At 64.7% G+C, this 16,497-nt stretch carries 13 protein-coding genes; 7 read left to right on the forward strand and 6 right to left on the reverse strand.

The window, feature by feature from the left end; all coding sequences use genetic code 11:
• The first annotated feature begins 17 nt into the window (after positions 1-17).
• Entirely contained in the window at positions 18-932 is a 915-nt protein-coding gene (locus P6U31_RS25370) for an alpha/beta fold hydrolase (RefSeq protein WP_407184495.1), read from the forward strand.
• On the opposite strand, the gene P6U31_RS25375 is transcribed toward P6U31_RS25370, so the two are convergent.
• The 6 genes from P6U31_RS25375 to P6U31_RS25400 all read right to left on the reverse strand — a co-directional run bounded on the left by P6U31_RS25375 (position 929) and on the right by P6U31_RS25400 (position 8,661).
• Complete coding sequence (locus tag P6U31_RS25375) at positions 929-1,603, reverse strand: spermidine synthase (protein WP_407184496.1); 675 nt, start codon at positions 1,601-1,603, stop codon at positions 929-931. The two genes, P6U31_RS25370 and P6U31_RS25375, sit on opposite strands and share 4 nt — an antisense overlap.
• A gap of 30 nt (positions 1,604-1,633) precedes the next feature.
• Positions 1,634-4,870 (reverse strand): bifunctional cytochrome P450/NADPH--P450 reductase, encoded by a 3,237-nt coding sequence (locus P6U31_RS25380; protein ID WP_407184497.1) that lies wholly within the window; start codon positions 4,868-4,870, stop codon positions 1,634-1,636.
• A 129-nt stretch (positions 4,871-4,999) separates the two neighbouring features.
• Positions 5,000-5,995: an alpha/beta fold hydrolase gene (locus P6U31_RS25385; RefSeq protein ID WP_407184498.1), complete on the reverse strand. Its 996-nt coding sequence runs from the start codon at positions 5,993-5,995 to the stop codon at positions 5,000-5,002.
• Positions 5,996-6,005: 10 nt separating this feature from the next.
• The gene (locus P6U31_RS25390) at positions 6,006-7,556 is read right to left on the reverse strand and encodes a WS/DGAT/MGAT family O-acyltransferase (RefSeq protein WP_407184499.1); all 1,551 of its coding nucleotides are present in this window, start codon (positions 7,554-7,556) and stop codon (positions 6,006-6,008) included.
• Between the two features lie 47 nt (positions 7,557-7,603).
• Positions 7,604-8,404, reverse strand: a complete 801-nt coding sequence (locus tag P6U31_RS25395) for an esterase/lipase family protein (protein WP_407184500.1) — start codon at positions 8,402-8,404, stop codon at positions 7,604-7,606.
• Complete coding sequence (locus P6U31_RS25400) at positions 8,404-8,661, reverse strand: DUF6489 family protein (protein WP_097659465.1); 258 nt, start codon at positions 8,659-8,661, stop codon at positions 8,404-8,406. The genes P6U31_RS25395 and P6U31_RS25400 overlap by 1 nt, the downstream gene beginning before the upstream one ends.
• A gap of 305 nt (positions 8,662-8,966) precedes the next feature.
• On the opposite strand from P6U31_RS25400, the gene P6U31_RS25405 reads away from it, so the two are divergent.
• The 6 genes from P6U31_RS25405 to P6U31_RS25430 all read left to right on the forward strand — a co-directional run bounded on the left by P6U31_RS25405 (position 8,967) and on the right by P6U31_RS25430 (position 16,493).
• The gene (locus P6U31_RS25405) at positions 8,967-10,565 is read left to right on the forward strand and encodes an ABC transporter substrate-binding protein (protein WP_407184501.1); all 1,599 of its coding nucleotides are present in this window, start codon (positions 8,967-8,969) and stop codon (positions 10,563-10,565) included.
• 110 nt (positions 10,566-10,675) lie between these two features.
• Positions 10,676-11,656, forward strand: a complete 981-nt coding sequence (locus P6U31_RS25410) for an ABC transporter permease (RefSeq protein WP_407184502.1) — start codon at positions 10,676-10,678, stop codon at positions 11,654-11,656.
• Between the two features lies 1 nt (position 11,657).
• On the forward strand, positions 11,658-12,620 hold the full coding sequence (locus tag P6U31_RS25415) for an ABC transporter permease (RefSeq protein WP_407184503.1): 963 nt from the start codon (positions 11,658-11,660) through the stop codon (positions 12,618-12,620).
• Between the two features lie 13 nt (positions 12,621-12,633).
• Positions 12,634-13,620, forward strand: coding sequence for an ABC transporter ATP-binding protein (locus P6U31_RS25420; RefSeq protein WP_407184504.1), 987 nt, complete (start codon positions 12,634-12,636; stop codon positions 13,618-13,620).
• The gene (locus tag P6U31_RS25425; RefSeq protein ID WP_407184505.1) at positions 13,617-14,606 is read left to right on the forward strand and encodes an ABC transporter ATP-binding protein; all 990 of its coding nucleotides are present in this window, start codon (positions 13,617-13,619) and stop codon (positions 14,604-14,606) included. The genes P6U31_RS25420 and P6U31_RS25425 overlap by 4 nt, the downstream gene beginning before the upstream one ends.
• A gap of 81 nt (positions 14,607-14,687) precedes the next feature.
• Positions 14,688-16,493 (forward strand): gamma-glutamyltransferase family protein, encoded by a 1,806-nt coding sequence (locus tag P6U31_RS25430; protein WP_407184506.1) that lies wholly within the window; start codon positions 14,688-14,690, stop codon positions 16,491-16,493.
• Positions 16,494-16,497: the final 4 nt, after the last annotated feature.

The raw sequence follows: 16,497 nt of genomic DNA on the forward strand, positions 1-16,497 counted from the left end.
GTCAGCAGGAGGGACCCGTGCCCGCGCATCAGCCGCCCCAGACCGTTCGCGCCAACGGCATCGACATCTGCTACGAGATCTTCGGCAGCGACAATGCCGAGCCGCTGCTGCTGATCATGGGCCTCGGCGCGCAGATGATCCATTGGGACGATGCGTTCTGCGAGCAGCTCGCCGCACGCGGCTTCCGCGTGATCCGCTTCGACAATCGCGATATCGGGAGGTCGAGCCATCTCACCGGTGGCAAGCGGTTGACGCCGCTCGAGCTGCTCAAGCTCCGCTTCCTCAGGATTCCCGTCGCAGCGACCTACAAGCTGATCGATATGGCAAAGGACACGGTCGGGCTGATGGATGCGCTCGGCATCAAGTCGGCTCATCTGGTCGGCGCGTCCATGGGCGGCATGATCGCGCAGGAGGTGACGCTATCGTTTCCGCATCGCGTGCGCTCGCTGACCTCGATCATGTCGACCACGGGCAATCCGCGCGTGCCGCCGCCAACACGCGAGGCGGCCGCGATGCTGATGGCGCCGCCACCGCGCAGCAAGGAGGAGTTCATCATCCGCTACGGCCAGACCTGGAAGGTGTTGCGCGCCGGACATTTTCCGGAGGAGGAAGCGCTCGACCCCGAACGTGCCGAGCGCGTGTTCGCGCGCGGGCTCAATCCGGCCGGCGTCGGCCGCCAGCTCCGCGCCGTGCTCGCCTCCGGCAGCCGCAAGGAGCGGCTGCACGCCGTGCAGACGCCGACACTGGTCATTCACGGCACTGTCGATCCGCTGGTGCGCCCCGAAGGCGGCAAGGACACGGCAGCGTCAATCCCGAACGCAAAACTCCTGATGATCGAAGGCATGGGGCACGCGCTGCCGATGCGGTTCTGGCCCGAGATCATCGGCGCCATCGACAAGCACGCACATGGCGCTGCTGCGCGGGCCGCTTAGGCCTTCTTAGCGATCCAGATCACGTGGCGCGCGCCGCCGCCTCGTCCGGTGGCGCGGACGGCGACTTCGTTGACCTCGAGGCTGGCGCTGCGAAGACGCCTGGTGAATGCCGCGTTCGGTGCCGACGACCAGACCGCGAGCACGCCGCCCGGCCGCAGCGCCGTCCTGGCTGCCGCCAGCCCGCTCGCACTGTAGAGCGCATCATTGCCCTTGCGGGTCAGCCCTTCCGGCCCATTGTCGACATCGAGGAGAATGGCGTCGAAGGCCGACCGCTGCGCCCTGATGATCTCGCCGACATCGACTTCCCGGATGCTCATCCTCGCATCATCGAGACTATCACCGAAAATCTCCGCCATCGGGCCTCGCGCCCAGGTGACAACCGCCGGCACCAACTCGGAGACCACGATCTTCGCCTGGGGCCCGAGCACGGCCAGCGCCGCGCGCAGCGTAAAACCCATGCCCAATCCGCCGATGAGGACGACGGGCTTTGCGACCTTCTCGATCTGCTTCGCGGCAAGGGTCGCCAGCGCCGCCTCCGAGCCCGACAGGCGGCTGTTCATCAGCTCGTTGGTGCCGAGCTTGATGGAGAACTCCTTGCCGCGCTTCATCAGGCGGAGCTCTTCGTCGGAACCAGGAATCTTGGCAGTGTCGATCTCTTCCCAGGGAATCATGGGAATGCTTTAGCACGATCGGACGAACAATCACCCACCCGCCCAGACGTCCAGCACATACCGGTTCTTCGCTCCCATCTCCTCGATCCAGCGGGCACTGGCGGCGGCGTCGCCGCCGCTCTTCTCACGATGGATCGCAACCAGGGCCGCCTTCACGTCGGGCTCCATCTTGCTACCGTCGCCGCAGACATAGATGATCGCGCCCTGCTCGATCAGCCGCCAGACCTTGTCCTTCTGCGCGGCGAGCACGTGCTGCACATAGGTCTTCGGTCCATCCGCGCGCGAGAACGCAGTGAACAATTCGGTGATGCCGCTCGCCGCCAGTGCCTTCAGTTCCTCCGCGTAGAGAAAATCCTGATCGGGATGGCGGCAACCGAAGAACAGCATCGCCGGACCGAGGGTCGCCCCCTTCGCCTTGCGCGCAGCGCGCTCCTGGAGGAAGCCGCGGAACGGCGCGAGGCCCGTACCGGGACCGATCATGATGATCGGCACCGATGGATCATCCGGCAGACGGAAGCCGGCCTTGGTCTCACGCACGGTGGCGTAGATGATGTCCCCCGCACGGCGGTTGGCGAGATAGTTCGAGCAGATGCCCTTATAGACCCCGCGGCCGGAGGCGGCAGGCCCCTCGACCACGCCGACAGTGACGCTGCAGCGGGCGGGATCGACCGACAGCGAGGACGAGATCGAGTAATAGCGCGGCGCCAGCAGCGAGAGCATTTCCAGATAGACGTGAAACGGCAATTCGCAGGCCGGATATTCGAGCAGCAGGTCGAACACCGATTTGCGCTTGGCGAGGATCTCGGTGCGGTAGCGCTCGAGCGGCTCCGCCTCTTCGCCGACGAAGCCGAGCAGCTTCGGCTTGGTGACGGGGCAGCGGGTGTGCTCGGCCATGATTTGAAGCTGCTTGCGGGTCGCCACCTGCTGCAGCTCGACGAACTCGCTGAGCAGGCGGCCCACCGACACGGCCTCGCCCACCGGCAATTGCGCGCGCCGACCTTCGGCCACCTGGAGCCTGATCTGATCGGCCGGCAAAAAGCCGAAGCGGCGGGCAACCGAATCCACCAACGTCGGATCGTTGCGCGGGACAACGCTCAAATGGTCGCCGACGCGGTAGCTGACATTGGCCGGCAGCTGCACCTCGATATGGCGCGTCGAGCGCTCGGACGGATTGGGCCCAGCCTTGTTCTGGAGCTCGTCATTGACCAGCACCTTCATCGCCACCGCACCGCCCTGGGTGACGATGGTATTGACCGCAGTCACCGCCACCGGCTCGATCGCGTAGAGCGGATCGTCTTCCGCAGTGCGGGTGAAATTCCAGTCAATGCCGAATTCTTTGGTCGCGACTTGTGCAGCAGCCGGGAACCATCTCTGGAACTGGCCGTCGAGATCGCTACGCGCATCGCCCTCGCCGCGCGGATAGACCGCGCGGGCGCCGTGCGCCGACAATTGCTCGTCGATCAGGCGCGGCACCGATTGATAGGTCGCGGCCCAATCGCTGTTGCCGCAGCCGAACACGGCGTAGCGGACACCGGCAAAGGCGTCCTTCGGCAAATCGCCGCCAAGCCATTTGACGAACTGGGTCGCATTGTCGGGCGGCGCGCCATTGTAAGAGGAGCAGATGATCAGCACGCCGCCCTCCTGCGGCAGCTTGCCGACATAGTCGTCGAGCGGGCCGAGATGCACGGAAAAGCCGTTGATCTCGGCAAGATCGGCCATGCGCGTCGCGAGCTCCTCGGCGGTGCCGAGATTGGAGCCGTAAAGCACCAGCATCGGCGTGTTGTGGCCGGGCCGCGCCGTCGGCTGGCGCGGCGCCTTCGGCGCCGAACTGGCGGTCGCGACGGGTCCGCCATAGGCACCCCTCTCGCGGTCGGCGCGTGGCCGCACCTTGATCTTGAAGCCTTCCGGCTTGATCGTCAGCGTCTCCTTCAGATGCATCTGGTAGCGCTGGTGATCGATCAGCTTGAAGCGCTGCAGGATCATGCCGAGTGCGAGCGCAGCCTCGTGCATGGCGAAGCCGCGGCCGATACAGGCGCGCTGGCCATTGCCGAACGGCTTCCAGGCATTGATCGGCCGCTTCGCCTCCGCCTCGCGGCTGAAATTCTCGGGATCGAAGGCATCGGGATTGGGTCCCCAGACCGAGGGATCGCGATGCAGCGCAGTCACCAGGATGGTAACGAAGGTGCCCTTCCTGAGCTTGTACTTGCCGCCGCCGATGGTCTCGTCGTTCAGCGGCGCGATGCCATAGGCCGGCGCCGGCGGCCATAGCCGCAGCGCCTCCTTCAGGATCTGGGTGATGTAGGTGAGCTGCGTCACCTGCTGGTAGGTCGGCTTGGCATTGACGTCGGGGCCGAAGACGCGGTCGACCTCGTCATAGGCCTTCTTGAGTATCTCCGGATGCTTGAGCAGCGCATAGAGCGTGTAGGACAACAGGCCGCTGGTGGTCTCGTGCCCGGCAATAAGGAACGTGTTGATCTGGTAGCGGATGTTAACGTCGTCGAGCTGCTCGCCGGTCGCGCGGTCGACGCCGGTCATCATCGCGGCCAGCATGTCCTTCTTGTCGTCGACCCGCTCCGCGGACTTGCGCCGCTCGGCGATGATCTCGTCGACCATCTTGTTCATGAAGGCGACGTCCTCAGTGAGCGTCTTGCGCCGCTTCTGCATCCAGAGCTGCTCGAACGGCAGGCCGCGCGTCATCATGATGGTTTCGAGCGAGCGCACCAGCGACTCCACGAAGGGGTGGTAGTCGCGCCGGTAGAACGAATTGAAGCGGTAGTCGAAGCCGCACAGGCCAATCGTATCCAGCGTTAGCGCGGTCATGTCGTGCACGACGTCGATCTCGTCGTCGGCGTTGAGCCGCTCCCATTTGTGGACGAGCTGCTCGGCGATATCGACCATGCTCGGGTGATAGGACTGCATGGCGCGGTTGCCGAAGGGCTGGAGCAGGATGTTGTGCGCCTTGCTCCAGTTCGGCTCCCTGGTATCCGCCGTGAACAGGCCGTCGCCGCCGACCGCACGCACGCGTCGCAACGCGCCGCGCACCGTCTTGTCGAACCGCTTCTCGTCGGAAAGCTCGTCGACGAGATCGTGGCCGGAGACGACCACGATCGGCGAGCCCATCATGTCGAGCCAGAAGATCGGACCGAGCTCCTTGGCGAGCCGCGTGAGATGCTGCACGGGGGCGGCCGAGTCCAGCGACAGCATGTTGCCGACCACGGGCTTGGTCGGCGGCTGCGGGATCGGGTCCAGACGGTTCTTGGATGACATTAAGAGTGCTTCCCCCTGATCGCGTCATTCCGGGGCTCGCGAAAGTGAGAACCCGGAATCTCGAGATTCCGGGTCCGGTCCTTCGGACCGTCCCGGAATGACGTCTCATCTACATTGACGACCGCGCCGTCACCCAAACCGCCTTCTACGCCATTCGATCAGCTTCGCGCTGACCTCCTCCGGCTTCTCCTGCTGCGTCCAATGGCCGCTGTCCTTCACCAGATACTTCTCGAGGTCGGAGATCAGTCTCTCCATGCCGTCGGCCGCCGAGGGCGGCAGCACTGCATCGTTCTCCGCCATGATCATCAACGACGGCACATGGATATTGTGGTCCAGGCCCTTCGACCGCTCCCAGTTGCGGGAGAAGTTGCGATACCAGTTGATGCCGCCGGTGAAGCCGGTCTTCGTGAAGGTGTCGACGAACACCTTCTTCTCGTCGGCCGACAGGATCGGCGTGCGTGGATCGACCTTGGCATCGTACGCCGCGATCATCTGCGGGAAGGCCAGATTGGTCTTTGCCGAGGCCCCGACGCCTGCAATCGGCGGCTCGTCCGGTTTCGCCGCCGGCTTTGCCAGCGGCTTGCGCATGAAGGCGTCGAAGGTCTGCTCGACCCGGCTGCCGAAGATCTTGTCCGGCTCCCGCGCGGGATCCTGGAACTGGACGATATACATCTGGTCGCCGTAACGCTGGCGGAACAGCGCGATGGGGTCGATCGGCATGCGGTCCCAATGGGGGGTGTTGACGCCAACCACACCGGCGACGCGCGAGGGATGCCGCAGCGGCATCTGCCAGACCACGAAGCCGCCCCAGTCGTGACCGACGAAGATTGCCTTCTCGATCCCGAGATGATCGAGCAAACCGACGAGATCGCCGGTCAAATGCTCCATGTCGTAGTCCTCCACCGGCTCGGGCCGGTCGGTCGCGCCATAGCCGCGCTGGTCCGGGGCAATCACCCGGATGCCGGCCTCGCTCAGCGCCTTGATCTGGTGGCGCCAGGAGAAGGCGAGCTCGGGCCAGCCGTGGCACAGCACGATTGGCGGCTTGTCATCGGCCGGACCCGCCTCGTAATAGCCCATGCGGATTCCGTTCGTCTGCGCGAACTTGAGCGGCGGCATTTCGATCATTGAAACATTCCTACTCGGCAGCGCCCTTGATGTCCGCCGTCGGCGGCGCGTAGGCCGCCTCAAGCGCGGCGAACTCCCCCGGCAGCATGTCGCACATCACCTGCACGTGCGGAATGATGTTGGCGCCGACGATGAAGCCGAAATCGAGCTGGTCGCGGTAGCTCTGCACGGTGATGTTGAGCGCCTGCCCGTGCGTCGCGATCGACACCGGGAAGATGTGCAGAAGCTCCGCGCCGGCAGCGTAGAGCGTCTGCCGCGGCCCGGGCACGTTGGACACGGTGATGTTCGCGGCCGGCGGCAGCACGTCCGACAGGTTGGAGCGGCTGTAGAGCAGCGCCAGAATCTGCACCATGATCGGCGCACCCAGCATCGAGATGTTGGAGACCTGCGGCATCAGCGCGCGCAAGGGATGCGACATCTCCTTGGACTTGGTCGACTGCGCGATGATGGCCTCGAGCCGCGCCTTGGGATCGTCGACGTTGGTCGCGATCGAGCAGATCATGCCGAACACCTGGTTGTTGGCCTCGGTGTTGCCCTCCTCGCGCAGCGAGATCGGCACCGCTGCGGTCAGGGACTTCGCCGGCAGCGTGCCATATTGCAGGAGATAGCGGCGGACTACGCCGGAGGCGAGCGCCAGCACCACGTCGTTGAGCTTGCCGCCGGCCTGCTTGGCCACCGCCTTCGCCCGCGACAGCGGGATCGACACGCCGGCAAAGCTCCGCTCCGAGGAGATGGTCTTGTTGAGCATGGTCGGCGGCGACACCATGCTGGCGAGACTTTCGCGCGACTTCGGGTCGGTGATCTTGCCGAGCACGTCGGACACGCTCTTGAGCACGGTCGGGATGTTGCCGGCAAAACGCACCGCGCTCTCGATCTGATACATCGCATTGTCGAACAGGATGGAGCCGATGTCACTCTTGCCAGTGCGCGGCAGCTGCAGGTTCTTCGCCGCCGCCGAGGCATCGAGCGGCTGGCTGAACAGCTGCTGATAGGAATCGAGCAGGTTGGCGGCGATGTCGCGCGGCTCCTGTCCGGGCTTGCTTCCAGCCGTCGGCGGCTCGACCTTCCGCGGGATCGGGGAGATGTCGTAGATCATGTTGGTCAGCGCCGCACCGGCGCCGCCGTCGATGGCGGCATGGTGCATCTTTGAATAGAGCCCGACCTCGTTGTCCTTCATGCCCTCGAACACATAGAATTCCCAGAGCGGGCGTGCGCGGTTCAAGAGCTTGGCATGCATCCAGCCGACGATGCGTTCGAGCGTGGCGCGGTCGCGCGGCTGCGGCAAGCTCGCGCGGAAGATATGGCGGTCGATGTCGAACTGGTCGTCCTCGACCCAGGAGGGATGGTCGATGTCGAGCGGCGCCTTCTCCAGCCGCGCTTTGAGGATCGGCGCGATATGCAGGCGCGAGACGATCATCGCCTTGAAGTCTTCGAAGAAGTCGCCCTTGTAGTCGTCGGGCAGGCGGAAGATCGCCATGCTCCCGACATGCATCGGCATTTCCGGCGTTTCCAGATAAAGAAACGACGCGTCCAGCGACGACAGCTTCTTACCGTCAGCCATAGTTCCCTCCCGCAAGATTTGACGGGCGCCTTGGCCGGCGCTTCTCGTCAGGCCGATACTGCCTGTTCCGGCGGGGCATATGCAATGGCAAACGGCCCGGCCCGGTCAAATGGCGAGAATTCCCCTTCCGGTTGCGCAAGCCGGTCCGCCACCGCCCACAGCGCCGCGGGGTTCACCCCGAGCCCGAGATGGCTCGCGAGATGCACCTCGATGTTCTCGGCCCGGTCCGACGGGCGCAGCAGGCAGGTCCGCCAGTTAACCACACCGTCCGCACGCGAATAGATCGAGGTTGTCGGCACCGGCAGATCGCCGGCAATCGCCTCCCGCGCTTCCGCAAAATCTTCGACCCGCTCGCCGGACAGCGCCTCGTAGAGCCGCGTGGCGTTGGTCGCCCGCACGTCATTGGCGAAGGGGCTGCCGAGCGTGACAACGTAGCGAACCATGTCAGGTGCCCAAAGCGCGAGATCGCGGGCATAGACGCCGCCGAGACTCCATCCGACTAGGCTGACCTTGCGTCCACTCGCGGCATGAACCTCGCCAAGGCGGGCGCGCAAGGCGTCCCGCATCCGCTCCAGCCCACCAAGATTTCGCCCCATCCGCCAGGCATGTGCCTCATAGCCGAGCTCGCTGAGATAGCGTCGCATCGGCACCATCGAGAGGTCGCTGGCGAGGAAGCCCGGCAGCGCCAGCACTGGATGGCCGTCGCCTCGCGGCGCCCGCATCAGGAGCGGCGACAGCAGCAGGCTCGCATTGAGCTCGAACAAGCCGCGGGCTTCGGCGAGCAGTAGGCCGAGACCCGGCGGACGAAGCCGGCCTGTCTCCTGCGCCCCCTCCCGCCCGGACGACACTATTTTTTCTTGTCGCTGCTGCGCGTACCGCCGAGGCCGGCCATGGTGACGAACATGTCCTGGAAGCGCTCGGCGATCTTTGGATCGAAGGTGAACCAGCTCTGGATCAGCGATTCCGGCGAGACCTTCTCGATGTTGCTGAGCACCTGCTGCTGCAGCTTGTCCATCACCGCCGTTTGCATCGGCGCCACGTCGGGCAGGCCGAAGAACTGGCGTGCCTCGAGGGGGGTGCAGTCGATTTCGATGTTAACTTTCATGTCCCCTCCGGATTGAGATTCGAGCGGCCTGGCGGGAGTATCGCCGCGAGTTGTGGTGCGACGCAAGCGACCTGACGCCGGCGCGAGGTGCCCCGTCCCGCAATCGGCCCACATGGTCAACCAAGGTCGAAATAGGCAATTGTCCATGCCGGGCTGCATGGCCAGCATTGCTGCACAGCGGTGCAACTTGGCGCGTTCCTTGCTGGAATGGCGCTTGCACGGGTCGAGAACTCTGGGCAACATGGATCGATCGGCCTCACCGAACAATCAAAAATGACGGTCGGGGCGAGTGGAGAGGGTCAAGAATGTCAGTTGGACGAAGTCTGTTTGCGGCGACGCTTGCCGGTGCGCTTGCATTGGCTGTTTCGCCGGCGTCGAGCCAGACGCTGCGCTATGCCAATCAGGGTGAGCTGAAATCGCTCGATCCGTACACCCTGAACGAGTCAACCACGAGTGCGCATCTCGGCCATGTCTATGAGGGCCTGGTTGCCCGCGACAAGGACCTGAAGATCATCCCGGCGCTCGCGGAAAGCTGGGAGACGCCGGAGCCGACGCGATGGCGCTTTCACCTGCGCAAGGGCGTCAAATTCCACAATGGCGACCCCTTCACCGCCGACGACGTCGTGTTCTCGGCCGAGCGTGTGCGAGCAAAAGGCTCCAATTTCCAGAGCCGCGTTCCCGCTGATGCCAAGGTCGTCAAGATCGACGACTATACCGTCGATTTCATCCTGACCTCGCCCAATCCCATCCTGACGGCATTGTGGGCGACCTGGTACATCATGGACAAGAAATGGGCAGAGGCGAACGATGCAGTGGCACCGACGCCCGCAGCGGCGACGACCCCGAGCTATGCATCGCTCCATGAAAACGGCACCGGCGCCTTCACCATCGAGAGTCATCAGCCGGGCGTGAAAACCGTCTTCAAGCCCAATCCAAACTGGTGGCGCAAGCCGGAACACAATCTGAAGGAAATCATTTTCACGCCGATCGCCAACCCGGCCACGCGTGTTGCGGCGCTACTGTCGGGCGAGGTCGACGTGATCGAGCCGGTTCCGGTACAGGACATCGAGCGCGTCAAAGCGAGCCCGAACGCCACCGTGCTGACAGGGCCTGAACTTCGCACCATCTTTGTCGGCATGGATCAGGCGCGTGACGAGCTCTTGTACTCCAATGTCAAGGGCAAGAACCCGTTCAAGGACGTTCGCGTCCGCGAGGCCGTCTACCGGGCAATCGATGTCGAGCTGATCAAGAATCGCGTCATGCGCGGCCTTTCCACCCCGTCCGCATTGATGGTCGCACCGGAGATCTTCGCTGCGAAGGATTTCACCAGGCCGAAGTTCGATCCCGACGCCGCCAAGAAGCTCCTGGCGGACGCCGGCTATGCGGACGGTTTCGAGGTGACGATGGACTGCCCGAACGATCGCTACGTCAACGACGCCGCGATCTGCCAGGCGATCGTCGGCATGCTCGCTCGCATCAACATCAAGGTCGATTTGCTGGCGCAGCCGAAGGCCCAGTATTTCGCCAAGGTGCTGAAGCCCGGCGGCTACAAGACCTCGCTGTTCATGCTGGGCTGGACCCCGGATACGCTCGACTCCCAGAACGTGCTGCATGACATCATGGGCTGCCGGGACGATCCCAAGGATCCCAACCGCGGTGAAGCCAATCTCGCAGGCTATTGCAACAAGCAGTTCGACGAACTCGCCGACAAGGTTCTCGTGGAAACGGATACGACCAAGCGCAATCTGCTGATCAAGGAGGCTTTCGAGCTTTCGATGAAGGACTGGGCCTATATCCCGCTGCACCAGCAGGCGCTCGCCTGGGGCGTGTCGAAGAAGGTGAAATTGACCCAGCGCGCGGACAACCAGGTCCTGCTCTACTGGGCGACCAAGCAGGACGAGTAGGTATCGGCAAGTTGTGAAGTCCCGGAAGCCACCAGGATCTCGGCTTCCGGGACTTACCGTTTCGGGCTAACGCGATGATGCGTGCTACTGAAGAGATGTGAAAGGAACAGATGCTCGCTTTCACACTGCGCCGGGCCATCCAGGCCATCGGTGTCATGATCGCCGTGGGGATCATCGCGTTCTCGATGTTTCGCTTCGCCGGTGATCCCGTGAACCAGATGGTCGGGATGGACACGTCCGGCGCCGAACGCGCCGCGATCCGCAAATCGCTCGGCCTTGACGACCCCGTGATCGTGCAGTTCGGCCGCTATATCGGCAACGCTGCGCAGTTCAAGTTCGGCGTCTCCTACCAGTTCCGCCTGCCTGTCACGAATCTTCTGGTGGAACGGATGCCGGCGACGCTGGAGCTTGCGATCTGCGCCACCATTTTCGCAATGATCTGCGGCATCCTGATGGGCGTCTATTCCGCGCTTCGCCGCGACAGCTGGCTCACGCACATATTCCAGGCCGTCTCCTTGATCGGCATCTCGCTGCCGACCTTCCTGATCGGCATCCTCCTGATCTACCTGTTCTCCGTGACGCTCGGCTGGCTGCCGTCCTTCGGCCGTGGCGATGTCGTGCGGATCGGGTGGTGGACGACGGGCTTGCTGACGCTGTCGGGATTGAAGGCACTGATCATGCCGTCGATCACGCTCGGCCTGTTTCAGATGACGCTGATCATGCGTCTGGTCCGCGCCGAGATGCTCGAAGTGCTGCGAACCGACTATATCCGCTTCGCCCGCGCCCGCGGCCTTACGACGCGCGCGATCCATTTCGGCCACGCCCTGCGCAACACGCTGGTTCCCGTCATCACCGTCGCCGGCCTGCAATTTGGCTCGGTCATTGCCTTCGCGATCATCACCGAAACCGTGTTCCAGTGGCCGGGCATGGGCCTCCTGTTCGTGCAGGCCGTTCAGAACGTCGACATCCCGATCATGGCGGCGTATCTGATGATGGTGTCCCTGATCTTCGTCACCATCAATCTCGTGGTTGATATCCTCTATACCATCGTCGATCCGCGCCTGCGCTCGACAGTCAGCCAGGCGCATTGAGATGAGCGAAGCCGTCGTTCCGCACACGACCAGGAAGCCCAACGCGGCCGCGCCGGGCTGGTTCAAGCGCACGCTTGACAGCGACCTGTTCTATTCGTTCGGCCGTTCCAAGGTGACCATGACCGCGGCCGGCGTGACGCTGCTGTTCTTCCTGGTTGCGATCTTCGCTCCCATGCTGTCGGTGCAGAATCCGTTCGATCCTGCGCAGCTCCAGTTGATGAATTCACGTATCTCGCCGCTCTGGACCGCCGACGGCCAGAGTCCGTTCCTGCTCGGCACCGACGAGCAGGGCCGCGACGTGCTGTCCGCTATTCTCTACGGCCTGCGCATCTCGCTCCTTGTCGGCGTGCTCGGCGTTGTCTTCTCCGGCGCACTCGGCATTCTGCTCGGGCTGACAGCCGGCTATTTCGGCGGCGCCGTCGACGGGCTGATCATGCGCATCGCCGACGTGCAGCTGTCCTTCCCGGCCATCCTGATCGCGCTCTTGATCAACGGTATCGCCAAATCGGTCTTCGGCAACAAGCTCGACGAGATGAGTATGCTGGCGGTCCTGGTCTTCGCGATTGGCCTGAGCTTCTGGGTCCAATATGCGCGCACGGTCCGCGGCTTGGTCCTGGTCGAAAAGAACAAGGACTACGTCGCGGCCGCGCAGTTGATCGGCTTGCCGGCTCCTGTGATCATGCTGCGCCACGTGCTGCCGAATACGACCGGACCGGTCCTGGTAATCGCCACCATCAACCTCGCCCTCGCCATTATCACCGAGGCGACACTGTCCTTCCTCGGCTCGGGCATGCCCGAGACCATGCCGTCGCTCGGCACGTTGATCCGCATCGGCAACGGCTATTTGTTCGCAGGTGAATGGTGGATCGTCGCCTTCCCCGGAATCGCACTTGCGGCGTTGATCCTGTCGATCAACCTGCTCGGCGACTGGCTGCGCGACGCCCTCAACCCCAAACTCCGATGAGCATGCAGCGTTCATGACCGAGCCCGTTCTCTCCGTCCGCAATCTCAAGGTGGAGTTCGCCTCCCGTCGCGGCACGTTGCGCGCCATCGACGGCGTCTCGTTCGACATCGCCAAGGGCGAAGTGCTGGGCGTCGTCGGCGAATCCGGCGCCGGCAAGTCCGTCACCGGCCTCTCCGTGATCGGCCTGATCGATCCGCCCGGCCGCATCGCCGGCGGCGAGATTCATCTTGCCGGCCTGCGCATCGACAATCTGCCACCCGAGGATATGCGCCGCATCCGCGGAAAGCGGATCGGCATGATCTTCCAGGACCCCCTGACCTCGCTCAATCCGCTCTACCGGGTCGGCGACCAGATCATCGAGACGATCCGAACCCACCTGAACCTGTCGGAGACGGCTGCGCGCCGCCGCGCCATTGACCTGCTCGCCGAGGTCGGCATCCCCGCGCCGGACAAGCGCATCGACGGCTATCCGCACGAATTCTCCGGCGGCATGCGCCAGCGCGTCGTGATTGCGCTCGCGATCTGCGCCGAACCTGAGCTGATCATCGCCGACGAGCCGACCACCGCACTCGACGTCTCCGTGCAGGCGCAGATCATCTCGCTGATCAAGCGGCTCGGCCGCGACCACGGCACTGCCGTGATGCTGGTGACGCACGACATGGGCGTGATCGCGGAGACCTCGGACCGCGTCGCGGTGATGTATGCCGGCCGCGTCGCCGAGATCGGTCCGGTCCAGGATGTCGTCAGAAATCCGCTGCACCCTTACGCCAAGGGCCTGATGGGCGCGATCCCGACGCTTGCCGGCGACGATAAGCGCCTTCAGCAGATTCCCGGTTCGATGCCGCGCCTCTCGGCGATCCCGCCCGGCTGCTCGTTCAATCCGCGCTGCGCCTTCGCCTTCGATCGCTGCCGGGTCGAGCGGCCCGAGCCGCTACCGCGGGGCGCACAATCGGTCGCGTGTCATCTCTATGACAGCGTGCCAGCGGAGAGCGCGGCATGAGCGCCCCCTTCGTTCAGGCGACAAATCTGCGCCGGGTGTTCGACGTCTCGAAGCCCTGGCTCAACCGCGTGCTCGAGGGCGGGCACCTTGAGTATCTCAAGGCGGTCGATCACGTCACCTTCGACATCAGGAAGGGTGAAACGTTTGCGCTGGTCGGCGAGTCCGGCTCGGGCAAGACCACGGTGGCGCGGATGGTCGTCGGCTTGTTGCCGCCGAGCTCCGGCGACGTGCTGATCGACGGCGTCTCGATGACCGACCCGCGGCAGGCCCTCGCGCGGCGAAAGCTGCGCCGCCGCATCCAGATGATCTTCCAGGATCCCTATGCGAGCCTGAACCCGCGGTTCCGCGTCGATGCCATCATCTCCGAGCCGATCCGCGCCTTCGACCTGATCCAGGGCGAGCGCGACATCCAGGCCCGCGTCGGCGAGCTGCTCACGCTCGTCGGCCTGCATCCGGACGACCGGCTGAAATTCCCGCACGAATTCTCCGGCGGCCAGCGCCAGCGCATCGCGATCGCCCGGGCGCTCGCATCGGATGCCGAGTTCATCGTCTGCGACGAGCCGACCTCGGCGCTCGATGTCTCCGTGCAGGCGCAGATCCTCAATCTGATGCGCGATCTCCAGGACAAGTTCGGCCTCACCTACATGTTCATCAGCCACAACCTCGCCGTGGTCCGCCACATGGCGAGCCGCGTCGGGGTGATGTATCTCGGCCGCATCGTCGAGATCGCCGAGGGGCGCGAGCTGTTCGCCCGTCCCCGCATGCCCTACACCAAGATGCTGCTGGGCGCGGTGCCGGATCTCGCCATGAGCGGGCGCCAGCGCATTCCGGTAAAGGGCGAAATCCCGAACCCGATCAACCCGCCTTCCGGCTGCGCCTTCAATCCGCGCTGCCCGCTGGCGTTCGATCTCTGCCGCAAGGAGACGCCAGAGCTGATCGACGGCGTCGCCTGCCACGCGGTTAACACCGCGCCGGTCCCGGCGTGACGCGCGCATGCCATGCAGCCCGCGCATTTGGCGGCGGCTTGCCCCTGTGATCAATTGCGCACGCCGCAAATGAGGTAGCCCATGGCCAGCAACATCAATCCCGATCCGTTCACGACGCGCCCCGAGATCGAGGGCACGTTCGGGGTCGTCGCCACCACGCATTGGATCGCGACCGCCGTCGGCATGGCCATCCTCGAAAAGGGCGGCAACGCCTTCGACGCCGGCGTCGCCGCCGCCTTCACGCTGCAGGTGGTCGAACCGCATCTGAACGGCCCCGGCGGCGACGTGCCTGTCATCGTGCACGACGTGAAGCGCGGTCGCACCGAGGTGATCTGCGGCCAAGGTCCGGCGCCGGCACGGGCCACCATCGCGCATTACAGGAGCGAGGGCCTGGACATGGTGCCAGGCACCGGCCTGCTGGCGGCCTGCGTTCCCGGCACCTTCGAATCCTGGATGATGCTGCTGCGCGACTACGGCACGATGCGCGTGCGCGACGTGCTCGAGCCCGCGATCTTCTATGCGCGCGACGGCTATCCTTTGGTCGAGCGCGCCTGCGCCACGATCCAGACCGTCGAGCAGCTGTTCCGCAAACACTGGCCGACCTCCGCCGCCGTCTACCTGCCGAACGGCGAGGTGCCGAAGCCGGGCACGCTGTTCACCAACAAGACGCTGGCCGCGACCTATGCTCGCATTCTCGGCGAGGCCGAGAGCGGCGGCGGAGGCCGCGACGCCGAGATCGCGCGGGCGCGCAAGGCCTGGTCGCAAGGCTTCGTCGCCGAGGCCATCGACAAGTTTTGCCGCACCCAGGAGGTGATGGACGTCAGCGGCTCGCCGCATCGCGGCGTGCTTTCCGCCGACGACATGGCGCGCTGGCAGCCGACGGTCGAGGCGCCACTCACCTACGACTATGGCCGCTACACCGTCTGCAAGGCGGGCGTCTGGAGCCAGGGGCCGGTGACGCTGCAGCAGCTCGCGCTGCTGAAGGGCTTTGCGCTCGACGGCCTCGACCCGACGGGACCCGAGTTCATCCATCTCCAGATCGAATGCGCCAAGCTCGCCTTTGCCGACCGCGAAAAGTTCTACGGCGATCCCAAGTTCAGCGATATCCCGATCGCGACGCTGCTGTCGGATGCCTACAACGACGAGCGCCGCAAGCTGGTGACCGAGAAAGCTTCGCTCGACCTTCGACCCGGCGCGGTCGAGGGTTTTGGCGGGGTGATCAAGCTGCGGCGCGCCGAGGGCCAGCGCGAGGCCGTCGGCGCACTCGGCGCCGGCGAACCGACTGTGGGGCGCTTCGGCGAGGTGCGCGGCGACACCGTGCATTTCGACATCATCGACAACGCCGGCAACATGGTGTCCTCGACGCCGTCGGGCGGCTGGCTGCAATCTTCGCCAATCATTCCCGAGCTCGGTTTTTGCCTCGGCAGCCGCGCACAAATGTTCGATTTGGAGGAGAACCAACCGAGTTCGCTTGCGCCGGGCAAGCGGCCGCGCACGACGCTGTCGCCGACCATGGCTCTACGCGACGGCGAGCCTTATCTGGCCTGGGGCTCGCCCGGCGGCGACCAGCAGGACCAGTGGATCACGCAGTTCTTCCTGCGCCACGTCCATTGCAATCTCAACCTCCAGGAAGCGATCGACGCGCCGGCCTGGCATTCCGAGCATTTCCCGATCTCGTTCTGGCCGCGCACCGCGCGGCCCGGCGTGCTCGTGGTCGAGAACCGCGTGCCGAAGGCGACGATCGAGAACCTTCGTGAGCGCGGGCATGTCGTCGAGGTCGGTCCCGACTGGTCCGAAGGCCGCCTCACCGCGGCCTCACGCGTGGGTCCGCGCCGGCGCGCCGCCGCCAATCCGCGCGGCATGCAGGGTTACGCCGCGGGACGGTGATAGG

The organism is Bradyrhizobium centrosematis (genome assembly GCF_045571495.1).
GTDB lineage: Bacteria > Pseudomonadota > Alphaproteobacteria > Rhizobiales > Xanthobacteraceae > Bradyrhizobium > Bradyrhizobium centrosematis.

Excerpts from the sequence above, each read along its gene's own strand:
- P6U31_RS25420 (WP_407184504.1), top strand. The coding sequence starts at position 12,634 with ATGACCGAGCCCGTTCTCTCCGTCCGCAATCTCAAGGTGGAGTTCGCC.
- P6U31_RS25405 (WP_407184501.1), top strand. The coding sequence starts at position 8,967 with ATGTCAGTTGGACGAAGTCTGTTTGCGGCGACGCTTGCCGGTGCGCTT.
- P6U31_RS25390 (WP_407184499.1), bottom strand. The coding sequence starts at position 7,556 with ATGGCTGACGGTAAGAAGCTGTCGTCGCTGGACGCGTCGTTTCTTTAT.
- P6U31_RS25415 (WP_407184503.1), top strand. The coding sequence starts at position 11,658 with ATGAGCGAAGCCGTCGTTCCGCACACGACCAGGAAGCCCAACGCGGCC.
- P6U31_RS25425 (WP_407184505.1), top strand. The coding sequence starts at position 13,617 with ATGAGCGCCCCCTTCGTTCAGGCGACAAATCTGCGCCGGGTGTTCGAC.
- P6U31_RS25385 (WP_407184498.1), bottom strand. The coding sequence starts at position 5,995 with ATGATCGAAATGCCGCCGCTCAAGTTCGCGCAGACGAACGGAATCCGC.
- P6U31_RS25400 (WP_097659465.1), bottom strand. The coding sequence starts at position 8,661 with ATGAAAGTTAACATCGAAATCGACTGCACCCCCCTCGAGGCACGCCAG.
- P6U31_RS25380 (WP_407184497.1), bottom strand. The coding sequence starts at position 4,870 with ATGTCATCCAAGAACCGTCTGGACCCGATCCCGCAGCCGCCGACCAAG.
- P6U31_RS25430 (WP_407184506.1), top strand. The coding sequence starts at position 14,688 with ATGGCCAGCAACATCAATCCCGATCCGTTCACGACGCGCCCCGAGATC.
- P6U31_RS25375 (WP_407184496.1), bottom strand. The coding sequence starts at position 1,603 with ATGATTCCCTGGGAAGAGATCGACACTGCCAAGATTCCTGGTTCCGAC.
- P6U31_RS25410 (WP_407184502.1), top strand. The coding sequence starts at position 10,676 with ATGCTCGCTTTCACACTGCGCCGGGCCATCCAGGCCATCGGTGTCATG.